Below are 13,185 nucleotides of genomic sequence, written 5' to 3'. Positions count from 1 at the left end.
GCTTTGCGGGGGCGCTCGTGCCGCGCGCACGGAGCTCTGAAAAGCTGGAACCTTTTAGAGTGATACTAAATGGATTTTATGTAGTTAGTTTGGACGTTTTATTGATTTATTAGGTTACTAAATGGAAAATCTACATTTAGATTTGAGTATTTCGAATGAAATGGTACATTTTGATCAAACTAGTTGGACAAAATCCATTTAGTTATAGGAATGTTCCGCCCAAGGATATACTAACTGTAGGAAATCCATTTAGTTATCTCCACCAAATCGATGATAAAACGCTACCTTCGGGTAGCTTTTTTTGATTTGTTGGAGATGTAGAGCAGGAATTGAACCGCTTTACGGGGGCGCTCGTGCCGCGCGCAGGGAGCTCTGAAAAGCTGGAACCTTTTAGAGTGATACTAAATGGATTTTATGTAGTTAGTTTGGACGTTTTATTGATTTATTAGGTTACTAAATGGAAAATCTACATTTAGATTTGAGTATTTCGAATGAAATGGTACATTTTGATCAAACTAGTTGGACAAAATCCATTTAGTTATAGGAATGTTCCGCCCAAGGATATACTAACTGTAGGAAATCCATTTAGTTATAGCGGGTAGAGTGGAAAACTAGAAAATCCCGCACCCGCACCCGCACCCGCACCCGCACCCGCACCCGCACCCGCACCCGCAACATTCTAATCTTCAATTAAACTGTAGGTTACCATAAGCCACTATCCAATCCTTGCCGTGTTAATTCATAATATAGAACTCGTTGCCCTGTCCCGTGATAAATCGGTAATAACCAACCCTTCTTACAAAGTCGTTGCAGATGCCCTAATGCTGTTCGATGATCGATTGAGAAATGTCTAGAGATATCGATGGGTCGAATCGGACGAGCTAGAAATATAGCGAATCGAATGATCTCTTGATCTGCGAAATATACTCGTTCTACCTTTGAATTCACTGATTCGAATCGACTGAGCACCGTGCGGAGTAGATAAATACAGAGCTCTGGTCGATGAGCTACATCATCGTAGGCAAACGAAATGACATGAAACCCCATGCCTTTAAGAAACGTTTCTCGATTTAGCTCATTACAATACTTTTTGCGATCCATATTAGTCACATGCTCTCCGAAGCCCTTAATTTCTATGAGAATTCTCCATGATTCCGGCATAATCAAATAATCTGCAAAGTAGGGTCTACCCCGCCAATCTAATACCTCATATTCCGGATGCAAATGATCGAAATGACCTTTCATTGGCCACCATATATTTTTTGCGAATAGTTCTTCTGCATGCTGATGTCCTCTTTCCAGTCTTCCCCTCCTTTCACCCGAGCGACGGTCCAAGTGATATTGGATAAATGCCGAATGCGCTTCAAGGAATCCTTTCATCCCCACCAACTCCTTATTAGAAATAAAAAAACGCCCCCAAACCATCAAAAGATGGATGAGGACGTTCTTCGTCACATGGAATTATTATACAATGGTCTTGGGAATTTTAACATCATATTTTTAAGTTGTAAGAAATCCATTTTTGTAGGAAATTCATTTAGATGAGCTTGCGGAAGGGTATCTTATAAATACCGTATCCGCATCGACACTATTGTCAATAAAGCATTGGTTGTTTTGAAATTCCCTATGTGTGGAAAGATTAAGATTTGATTTATCAAAAACAACAAATTAGTAATTTTATTACTTCCTTATATGTAGTAAGAGAACACTAATGGAAACGTTTCACATGCACGACCGTTGGCAATTGCTAATAAGGAAGCGCATCGCTAGCAGCGACTCATCTGTCCGTTAGTTTTTATTTTCAGCTGATATTGAAATGATCGAAACGGTAAGTTTTCTCCCGATACAAACAAGAATTGCTTTTCAATCAATGGATGCAGGATACAAGGACAAGTGAAAAGCACGTTCCACCTCTATTGATTTACATGGAATTCAACATGTTCGCACGCTGATGTGATGACAAAAAAATATTTTTTCGTCAATTGAAAAACCGCGAAGGCTCGATGCTTCGCGGTTTTTAGCTAATTAACGACAGAATCTTTCATTATTCATTTATTGGTCGTTGATACAATGTAAGACGGTGGCAAAAGTACAGAAAGGAGATAAAATATGAAAAAATCAGCTTTTTTCCCATTGCTTGCTTTGGTTATTTGTTGGACGTCCCTATCGCAGGTCCCATATGCGTATGCGCTCAAGGAGGGCAATTATACGTATACGACTGACGGCCAGCATGCAACAATTACGGATTTCCCTAGAGGTGCTGCCGTGGATATTATTATTCCGAATAAATTGGGAGGATTACCGGTCACTGCAATTGGAGAAACGGCATTTTATATTACCGATATCACAAGCGTGGTTTTTCCGAACAGTCTGACGAGTATTGGCAATGATGCATTTGGATATAACTTTCTCACGAGTGTGGACTTCCCGGAAAACTTAACAAGTATTGGCGAAAGAGCATTTCAAAAAAATATGCTTACCACCCTTGTTCTCCCTGATAGTGTCACAAGCTTAGGACAGGAAGTATTCAAAGATAATTTGCTCACAAGCGTGAACCTATCGAACAATTTGACAATGATTAGTGATTTTGCTTTTAGAAACAACCTGCTCACAAGCGTAGTGATCCCTGATAGTGTAACGAGTATTGGGGGTTACGCATTCCGTTATAACAATTTATCAAGCGTGTCGCTGCTAAGCAGATCGACAGTCATTGATCCACTCGCATTCAACAACAATCAAGCAATTCCGGCCGATTTAAAGATTTTTGGTTTCTCAGGTTCAGTCGTACAATCTTTTGCGCTCAGCAAAGGGTTCACATTTGTTGATAGTACAGCTTTATTCGATGCGATGACTACGTCAAAGCAGTTGCTAAAAAATCATTTGCCAGGCACAGATATCGGACAAGTGTCGTCGGAGTATTATCATGATTTGATGGATGCACTTGACAATGCTGAGCTATTTGTCGATTTGATCACTTTTGCAACTACAGTTTCCGATTTGAATGGCGCTGCCGCCGATTTGAACGCGATGATTCAGGCATTCTCCAATGAAATCGTTACTGCCGACGTAACCGCATTGGAAGCGCGGATTGCAGAGGCGAATCAGGTGTTGACAGATCATCCGGAAGGTACGGAAGTAGGAGAGACGTCGGGTGCGGCTAGAGCGATTTTGCAAGCGGCAATTTCGGCTGGGCAAGGCATAGCAGACGATTCGGCGAATCAAACTCAGAATCAGCTGGATACGGCTGCCGCTAGTTTGAGCGCTGCGGTAGAAGTATTCGAAGGAGCGATTATTCAAGCTGGCGATGCTGCCGCATTGGAAGCGCGGATTGCAGAGGCGAATCAGGCGTTGATGGATCATCCTGAAGGTACGGAAGTAGGAGAGACGTCCGGTGCGGCTAGAGCGATTTTGCAAGCGGCAATCTTGGCTGGGCAAGGCATAGCAGACGATTCGGCGAATCAAACCCAGAATCAGCTGGATACGGCTGCCGCAGCTTTATATGCCAGTCTGGAGCAGTTTGAAGCATCTTGGATCGAATTGGTGTTGATAGTGCCTGCTGAAGATCTTTATGGAAACAGCGGGGTATTACGCTTTACTTTGAAGTACGCTTATGATGTAATCGTTACTGGTACGCCAAGGGTTCCACTCATCATTGGTACTGGTGATGCGTCCGAAATCGTCTACGCCCTTTATTCGGGAGTACGCGGAGTGCCAATGAACGAGCTTTCCTTCTCATACGAAGTATCGGAAGGACTCGCGGACGAGGATGGCATTGACATCGCTCCGCGACTGGATCTCCCAACCGGCTCGAACATTGCGATGTTGAACGGTGACACTGCTTCACTTGCGTATACCGCTGTGGATACGAGTGGAATTCGCATTGTATCGATTTCGCCAATTCTTACTTTAGTCGCTGGAGAGAACGGCGGTTTGGGAAAAGACGTAACGGTAACTGAAAACATATTTGGGATTGCGGTAGGCAATACGTTGACGAATCTTGCTTGGATGAAGGAAAGTCATGGTATAAATGATTTTGTGGATGGTGCTGGAACTGCTATCTTAGCCGCGAAGAAATTCAGCGTCACCTCGAATGGCGTCTACACTGTCTATGCCAAGGATTTGGCAGGCAATGAATCGGTTAAAGAGATCGCCATTACTGACATCGGGCCTTCATCTCCCGGTTCGGTTTCTGGGAATCAAGGAACCGTTGCCCCGGACACGGCTACCATTATGCTCGGCGGCATCCGTACGGAGGTAAGTGTTACGACTGAGCTGACGGCTGACGGACAACTCGTGAATGTGCTTCACTTGACAACGGAGCAGTTGACCAAGTCGCTGAGCTCTGGCCAAACAAATGTCTTTATTGTCGTTGATGGACTTGGTCCAGCAGTTAAGGTGAGTATGCCAACTGAGTTTCTTCAGAGTGTGAGGTACGAACAACCTGATGCTGGCGTTCAGGTGACGGTGAACGGAAACCGCTTGTGGATTCCGTTCCGCGTAATCGGGAACATGCCTAAGGAAGGAAACCTTGCGACAACGATTATCCAGGTGTCCGATGCGGCAAATCTTTCCTTGCAGGAAACGATCAAAAAACAAGGTGCCGTTCCATTGCTTGAGCAGCCGATCCTGATTTCGCTGGACATTGACGGTCAGGCCGTTAGCGATTGGCGCGGTATCTACGTACAACGGAAGAGTGACCAGTTGGCTGCGGTCGATTCGGACAAAGCAACGGTCGTATGGATAGATGCGAAAAACAAGATGCATTTTGTGCCTTCATCATTTGCAAGCGATGGAACCGTGACCATCCATGTGGTTCAAGGCGGTGTATATACGGTCATTCAATCTGATCGAACGTTCTTGGATTTACGCGAACATTGGGCGCAAAAGGATATCGAGCTGCTGGCGAACAAGCTGATCATAGACGGTTTGCCTGATGGAAGGTTTTATCCGGAAAATACGATCACTCGCGCTGAATTCGCAGCGTTGCTTGTACGAGCGCTCGGATTATCCGAGGCAAGCGCAGGCGAACCGTTTACGGACGTGACAGCGGCGAATTGGTACGCCGGATCGGTAGGCACGGCGCAGCGAGCAGGCTTGATCACCGGTTATGAAGACGGCTCATTCCGTCCAAATGCCAGCATCACCCGAGAACAGATGGCTGTTATGATCATAAGAGCAATCTCGTTCGCTGGGAAAATGATACCGACAGAGAACACAGATACGCTGCTGTCATTTGCCGACGGAGCTGAAATTTCCAATTGGGCGACCGATGCGACGGAGCAGTTGGTCGGAATCGAAATCATTCAGGGAATGACGGGTACGACATTTGCTCCCAAAGCGAGTGCCTCCAGAGCGCAAAGCGCCGTGATGCTTAGGCGAATGCTTCTATACTTGCAATATATTAATCCATAAGGAATACAAATTTTTGCCGCCTGAGAGTTGATGTAGGTTGTTTTTGGTTGACAAGAGGCTTGGTATATTACAGGAGTACGCAGCAGTCTAAAGCTAAGTGGATCCGCTTGGTGCAGGAATGTATCTCATCGCTGCCAGTGGAGAGATGAGGTCGTCGGTTCGTTCCCCCCAGGTCCACTAAATAAACCATTCAAGTCCACGATTAATTTCGTGGACTGTTTTTTTGTTCATATCTACATGTTCAATAAACTTCTTTCAAAAGCTCAAAAACTTCTTCTATCGTGAGGCCAAAGGATTTGTAATATAAAGTGTCAATAACCATCTACTAATATAGAACGGGCTAGAAGAATGAAGGAAAAAAATGAGAAAGGAACGCGATGAATTAGCGTCTTTGCTTTATTAAGTTCATCTGAACAGGATCAGTCCTAGTCTAAAGCCTAGGTTCTGACACTTCCTAAGACGGTTATGTCACACAAATAAGGCAGATATAATGGAATTATAACTTAAAGCGTGACTTATGAAGCCAAAGGAAGTGTTTGAAGATGAAGGCAATAGAAGCGAATGCAAAAGCAACGACAGGTAAAGTGAATTGGGTGCTTTTTAATCCCAAAACCTATGCAACGATCCTCTATTTATTGCTATCCCTCCCGTTAGGGATTATCTATTTTACAGTAGCGATAACAGGGCTTGTACTATCAATCGGTTTAACTCCAATCTTTATCGGAATACCGTTATTTTTTGGAGTAGCTAAGCTGTTGAATGGGATTGTAAGTTTTGAACAAAGCATGATTAGACAAATTTTAGGTTTACCAACTCCTCCTTTTTCGAATACTTACAATCATCAGTCTGAAGCTGGGCAGAACTGGTTGATGCGAATGGTGAGAGGATTTGACGGTGGGCTGTTCATTCGAAATCTGCTGCTCATATTACTAAGGTTTGTAACAGGCATTGTATTCTTTGTTATTATGGTAACGGTGATTTCACTAGGACTAGGATTTATTGCTCTTCCAGTCGTGCACATCATTTTAATGAATGAAATACAGCTGGATATTTTAGAAAATAACTTGTTTAATTATTTTCATATCGATTGGACCTATAATCAGCAATATATGCTGTACGTAGGCGTTGGATTGGTGCTTTTCTGGATCGCGCTTCGCGTCGTAAATGGGCTTATGCAAATTCAGCGTAGAATTATGTATGTGGATGAGCCATATCAGCAGCAGCAGCAGCCAGTGCCAGCGGAATCACAAATACATGCGCAGGTTCAGTCATCGCAATATTTTAAGTACCAAGAGGATCAGCCCACTCAAGGGATGATACAGCCAGTCTTTAGAGAGCTTTTGTAGCTCTCTTTTTTTTGAAGTTAAATACTTTTCACTCAGGGCACTCAATCTTGTTACTACTTCGGATATGAAATTATTCACCAAAATAATGCGCCAAGTTACATACGTGCTATAATATGTAAAAGATTTTTGGCAAGGCTCATCTTTTATTCGATCGGAGGATTAATATGGACTATATACGTGACTATACGATGTATGCAGCGATTTTTGGGATGTTCAGCTTTAGCTGGTTCGGCTGGGCGCAGGAGAGGCCGAGGGCCAACTGGCGCATCTATATTGGCATCGCCTCAGGAATTGCGCTTCTCGTCTGCTTGCTCGGTGTTTATTTAAGTATCAATAATTGGAACGAACCGTCGGCCTTATCAGACAATACTTCATTTACTGTTTATTTGATTACCGTGTTTATCGAATTTTTTGTGGCTGGAGCAGGTGCTTTCATAATCATTAGAAAAAAAGTGAAAGAGTATGTCGCGCCTTGGATTGCTTTTATCGTCGGCATCCATTTTATAAGCTTGGTTAGCGTTTTTGATGATTCCAGCTTGTACGTGCTGGCTGCTCTGCTGGTCGCTGTATCCATCTTTGCGGTTATCGCTGCACCAAAGCTTCAGGTTGCAAGCAGCGCGATTACGGGAATTGGGTCAGGCACGGTTCTGCTTTGTTTCGCAATTCTAGGCCTGGTTCGGTATTTTTCCGTATAACAAATACACTGTATGTCTTTGGAAAATAGACTTTAAATAAACAAACGATTCTCTTTTCCTCCCACATGAACATCTTTTATACTTACGCCCCCCAGCATGTTAAACCGATTCCTAGTTATAGGGACTCGGTTTTTTTGCGACTTTTGGGGTGCAGTTCACCGGAGAGATAGTCTCCTTTTTGTGCTAGCTCGATGGGGTTCAGCGCTATAGAGGTAGTGGCTACGTTGTAGTTTGTACAACGTAATCGACGTTACTCGCCTAACTAGGGCACGTACACTGTAGTTTGTGCAATAGAATGCCTATTCTAGGGCGATATTCGTTGGATTGGAGCGAATTCTAGTGCAAAAGTACAATGTAGCGGTCTGAAACAGCTCTCATGTGAGGTTTTCATTGTAATAAGTGCAGTGTAGGCGCTTCTCCTGCATATAGTGGAGACTTGTACTGGAGAAACGAAGTGTACGCTTTTGGAATCCTTATTCTCGCCTGGAAATCTCTAGTTCAACTTATATATGTTTCATTCAAATCACTTCTCCGGAATGATGATTGCTAGTCTGAAGGACTCATGCCTATAATATATGTAATCGTTTGAGTGAATACATAATAGCTTTGCAGAAAGGTTGCCGTGCGAATGCGCAGAAAAAGCCTGCTTAACAAAATGATTCTTTTTGGAAGCGTAATCAGTATTTTGCCCGTGGTCATTATCGGGTTGTTCTCCTATATACAGTCCTCGAAACAAGTGCAGGAGCGGGTCAATCAGGCCGAGATGCAGTATGTCAGGCAGTTGAATGCGAATATCGAGCAAGTGCTCAAGACGGTTGATCATACCTTAACGAATCTCGCTGAATCCCGCGTGATGGAGGATGCGATGTATAGTGTGATGAGCGCTCCTAATTTTCAGCTGTATAACAATCTCAAAAGTGAAATTACCCATCTGCAGTCTTTTGATACTAAGGTGGAGGACGTTATCATCGTGAACAAGCAGCGAAATTGGCTGATCAAAAATTCGGGCATTAAGCGGCTTAACGAGCATCCCGATGAACAGGCGTATTTGGATAAATTTGAATTGACACAAAATACATCTTGGCTGCTGGTGGAAAAAAACAGCTACAAGGATGCCATCTCGAGTCGCAGCTGTCCGTATATGATCAGTCTGGTGAAGAAGCTGCCAAACATTACGATTAACAAATATGCGCTTGCGATCGCCAACATCCCGGCTTGCAGCATTGCCGAATTAATAACGGATGGGGAGGGCCAGGAAGAAATCATTGTCCTGAATGAGGAGCAGCGCATTGTATTACACAAGGACAGTGCTATGATTGGCAAGCCTCTGTCCTCGCATCCGATATTTGAGGCCAAGATGAGCTTTGATGATACGTCTGGGCAGCTGGTGACGATACATGAAAGCCGCCCCTACACGGTTACCTATTACAAATCAGCCTTTAATGGCTGGATCTATATGTCGGTCGTATCGATTGATCAACTGACCGAGGAATCACGGCAGATCGGCTGGTTAACGCTGGCGATTAGTTTATTCATCATGATATTGTCGATTCTCTTTGTCCTGCTGGGTACGAATAAGCTGTATACCCCATTGAAGCGTTTGGTCAAAGCGATCGAAGGAAGAGATGTGGGCAGTGAAGCTTCTCCGCGCAATGAAGTACAGGTGATCGAGGATCATATCAAGCATCTGTTCAATTCGAACTCCAAGCTGGAGAACGAGGTGCGGAGCCAGGTGCAGCAGGTGAGCTCGCTATTTTTCCACCGCATGCTCAGCGGCAGTTTGCGCGACGCGGAAATTCACGAAAAAATGAACTACTTTGGTTTCCAGCCCAATTGGCAGCAAATGGCGGTGCTGGCGATTCAGGTAGATACGCTGGAGAATACCCATTATGAATCCAAGGATTTGGAGCTGCTGCTGTTTGCTGTGCTAAATATTTCGGAAGAGGTTGTACCGATGGAAAACCGGCTGCCGGTTATTTTGATGGATCGCTCGGTGGTCGTTGTCGCCGGTTATGAGGAAGAAAGCTGGCAGCAAGTGGAGGAGCAGCTTTATCAGCTGACAGAATCGCTGAAAGATTTGATCACACGTTATTTGGGTTTGTCGACCAGCATTGGAATTAGTGCGCCGTTTCAGGAGATGAAGTATGCTTCGCGTGCGTACGAGGAATCTTTGGAGGCACTGACCCACCGGATTCGCCTTGGCAAAGGTATTATCGTGCCGTTCAGCAGCTTGCATTCAGGCAAGCCTTCGGTCGGTTTTGAATATCCGGCTCGCATTGAGAGTGATTTGATTCAAGCGATTAAGCTGGCTGAGCAGGAGGAAGCGCTTGTACTGCTGCGCAGTTGGATGTCCGAAGCGATTAACCAGATTGGGTTGCCGGATCATTATCAGCTGTCGCTGGTCCGGCTGCTCAATCGACTGCTCTTGCTGGGGCAGGAAGCAGGGATCGCTCTGGGCAAGAACGGCACCTACTGGATGTCGCTTTACGAGGAAGTATTGGCGATGCATGTCAGCGATGAAATTGAAGAATGGTTCAAGGATAAATTGATCATGCCGATGCTTCAGCAATTTGCTGAACGACGTCATTCGCAGGATCAGAAGCTTTCGGAACGCATTATCGATTTGATTCAAAATCACTATGATTTCGAATTTACACTCGAAGATTGTGCCGCACGATTGCACTATAATGCCAGCTATTTGAGCAGCGTCTTCAAGAAGGAGACTGGCCATACGTTTAGCGAATATTTGGCCAGCTACCGACTTCATATTGCCAAGCAGTGGCTGACGGAAACCGATATGACGGTTAAGGACATTGCTGATCGGCTGAAATACAACAATTCACATAATTTTATCCGTGCATTCCGCAAGCAGGAGGATATGACGCCTGGACAGTATCGATCGCAGTATAGCGGCAAGTAGCAAGGGCATGAAAAAGCAGTATATCAGGTATAATCATTTGGTTGGATGGAGGAGCGAAAACGCCAGAAACCTGCAAGCAGCAAGGGATCTAGCAAAATGAGTATAGGCGATATGCTTCTTAACCGTTTACGATGAGACTGCAACAGAAAATACAGGTTGGGGAGTTGAATAGCTTGAAACGAAGAGTTGCAATTAGTATGTTTATGGCACTGACACTGCTGCTTAGTGCATGTGGCAATGGAAACGGCAATGCTTCAACAGGGGGAAAAGAAAATGAAGGAACAGAAGGGAGTGGCGGTCAGGCGGCCCGCGCAAAAATTTCCATCATGACGCCGCTGCATATGGCAGAAACGCCGGATGCCAAGATTGAACAATTAATTGAGGAGAAGCTGAATGTGGATTTAGATATCCAGTGGATACCAGCTTCTACTTTTCCGGATCGAATGAGTGCAGCCTTTGCTACGAGCAGCTTGACTGACATCGTCAACATCTCGATTACAGGTGCCAACCGTGAAGCAATTCGTGATGGTCAGTTCTGGGACATTTCCTCTTATATTGATCAATACGAGAACTTGAAGAAGCTGAATCCAGAAGTGTTGAACAATACTAAAGTGGACGGTAAGCTGTATGCGCTCTATCAAGGACGGCCGCTATCCCGTCAAGGCATTATTTATCGCCAGGATTGGGCTGAGCAGCTTGGGTTGTCCGATCCGCAAAATCTGGACGAATTGTACACGATGCTTGAGAAGTTTACTAATGAAGATCCCGATCAAAATGGTCAAAAGGATACTGTTGGTCTGGCGGAGCGAGGGGATCTGGTTTCTGGCGCATTCAAAACGATTGCTTCATGGAATGGAACGCCTAATGAATGGGGGGTAATGGACGGTAAGCTTGCTCCAGCTTTTATGTTCCCTGAATATCAGGAAACGATGGAGTTTTTCAAAAAGCTTCGTTCAAACGGATACATTAATTCCGATTTTCCGGTTACAAGCAAGACCGAGCAGCAAAATCTCATCATGAACAGCAAAGCTGGCGCTTATATCGGCTGTATGTGCGATGTGCAGCAGCTGTACACTGGACTTGCGCAATTGCAGCCTGATGCGCAGCTCGAGGTGTTTAACCAGGTGAAGGGGCCAAGCGGCAAATTTACTGTATTCTCAGGCCCAGGCTTCAACCACCCGTATCTGTTCCCAAAATCAGCGATTAAGACGGAGGAGAAATTGAAGCAGGTGCTGGCTTTTATGGATGGCATGATGAGCCCAGAAATCGCAAATATGCTTTACTGGGGCATTGAGAATGAGCATTATACTGTTGTGGATGGAATGGCTGTACCTGTTAAGGAACAAGGGAAAATTGACCGTGATGTGAAACCGTACAATACGATTGAAGTCGGCGATTCGGCGACAAATAATCGTCTGGAAGGCAAATATGATTACGCGCCAATGCAGAAAGCGCAGGAATTGTTTGCCGACAATGAAGCGTATGTCGTACCCGATCCAACGCTTATGCTGGATTCCGATACCTTTACCAAGCACAAGGATCGTCTGGCTCAAATCATCACGGACGCTACCTATAATTATATGCTTGGCGAAATGGACGAGGCTGGATTTAACAAGGCAGTTGAGCGCTGGAAGTCTGAGGGCGGTACGCAAATGATCGAAGAGTTTAACGCTGCCTACGAGCAAAACAAATAAAGAAGAGGCAAGCGGCGTGTTCCTGCACATTACAAGCGGGAACAGCCGCTGCCCATAATGAAGCTTGTGTGTCTGCTCGACAGACAGCAGATTGGACAGAAGCACAAGCGTGCATCGAATTAAATCCTTGTTTTCCGCTGTTAAAACTAGTCTATAAACACTTTAGGAGGGCGGAAGAGATGAACAGCCAACTGACGTTGTCGTCAGGCAAGCGAGCCCACATCATGCGTAGTATTCTCAAAAACAAGTGGCTGTACCTGATGATTTTTCCGGGCCTGCTGTATATCCTTATTTACAAATATATTCCGATGTACGGCCTTATTATCTCATTTCAGAACTACAAATCCTATCACGGGATTCTTGGCAGCGAATGGGTAGGCTTTGAGCATTTTGAGCGATTGTTTGGCTCTCCTGACTTCTGGATGATCTTTTCCAACACGATTATTTTATTTGCTTTGCAGCTGCTCATCTTTTTTCCTATCCCAATCATTCTGGCTTTGATGCTTAATGAGCTTCGGTCGGAGAAATATAAACGGACGGTTCAGACGTTGATTTATTTGCCGCATTTTATGTCGTGGGTCATCGTTGTATCGCTCAGCTTTGTTATTTTTACGGTGGACGGCGGTATTTTTAATAGCTTGCTTGAGGTTCTCGGGTTTGAGAAAATCAATTTCTTGCTTAAAGAAGAGTGGTTCCGCCCGATGTATATTCTTCAGGTTATATGGCGTGAGGCTGGCTGGGGCACCATTATTTTTCTGGCGGCAATCGCATCGGTTGATCCACAGCTGTATGAAGCGGCTAAGATGGACGGTGCGGGCCGAATCAGACAAATGCTGAACATTACATTGCCGGCTATCAAAAGCGTGATCGTCGTTTTGTTGATTCTGAAAATTGGCGACGTGCTGGAGCTGGGATTCGAGCATGTGTATCTGCTGCTCAATTCTACTAACCGGCAGGTGGCAGAAATATTCGATACGTATGTATATGTGACGGGCATCCATCAGGGACAGCTCAGCTATTCGACGGCAGTCGGGTTCTTTAAAGGCTTCGTAGGGTTGGTTCTAGTCATTGGCGCAAATTGGCTTGCGAAAAAATACGGCGAGGACGGCATTTACTAG

Annotated in this window: 7 protein-coding genes; 6 read left to right on the top strand and 1 reads right to left on the bottom strand. The window is 44.8% G+C overall.

Going from position 1 to position 13,185, the window contains the following annotated elements; translation table 11 throughout:
* Nucleotides 1-702: 702 nt before the first annotated feature.
* Entirely contained in the window at nucleotides 703-1,380 is a 678-nt protein-coding gene (locus tag MHI37_RS21355; protein WP_076339863.1) for a hypothetical protein, read from the bottom strand.
* A 729-nt stretch (nucleotides 1,381-2,109) separates the two neighbouring features.
* Between MHI37_RS21355 and MHI37_RS21350 the strand changes: the two genes are divergently transcribed.
* The 6 genes from MHI37_RS21350 to MHI37_RS21325 all read left to right on the top strand — a co-directional run bounded on the left by MHI37_RS21350 (nucleotide 2,110) and on the right by MHI37_RS21325 (nucleotide 13,185).
* Nucleotides 2,110-5,412, top strand: coding sequence for a leucine-rich repeat protein (locus tag MHI37_RS21350; RefSeq protein WP_076339864.1), 3,303 nt, complete (start codon nucleotides 2,110-2,112; stop codon nucleotides 5,410-5,412).
* 542 nt (nucleotides 5,413-5,954) lie between these two features.
* Nucleotides 5,955-6,758, top strand: a complete 804-nt coding sequence (locus tag MHI37_RS21345; RefSeq protein ID WP_076339865.1) for a sensor domain-containing protein — start codon at nucleotides 5,955-5,957, stop codon at nucleotides 6,756-6,758.
* Between the two features lie 164 nt (nucleotides 6,759-6,922).
* A complete protein-coding gene (locus MHI37_RS21340) occupies nucleotides 6,923-7,453 on the top strand; it encodes a hypothetical protein (RefSeq protein ID WP_076339866.1) in 531 nt (176 codons plus the stop codon).
* 628 nt (nucleotides 7,454-8,081) lie between these two features.
* Nucleotides 8,082-10,373, top strand: coding sequence for a helix-turn-helix domain-containing protein (locus MHI37_RS21335; RefSeq protein WP_076339867.1), 2,292 nt, complete (start codon nucleotides 8,082-8,084; stop codon nucleotides 10,371-10,373).
* A 173-nt stretch (nucleotides 10,374-10,546) separates the two neighbouring features.
* Nucleotides 10,547-12,067: an extracellular solute-binding protein gene (locus tag MHI37_RS21330; protein ID WP_306010687.1), complete on the top strand. Its 1,521-nt coding sequence runs from the start codon at nucleotides 10,547-10,549 to the stop codon at nucleotides 12,065-12,067.
* Between the two features lie 179 nt (nucleotides 12,068-12,246).
* Nucleotides 12,247-13,185, top strand: coding sequence for a sugar ABC transporter permease (locus MHI37_RS21325; RefSeq protein ID WP_076339869.1), 939 nt, complete (start codon nucleotides 12,247-12,249; stop codon nucleotides 13,183-13,185).

This window comes from Paenibacillus sp. FSL H8-0548, from assembly GCF_038630985.1.
Taxonomy (GTDB): Bacteria; Bacillota; Bacilli; order Paenibacillales; family Paenibacillaceae; genus Pristimantibacillus.
This window is presented reverse-complemented; position numbering and strand designations above follow the sequence as displayed.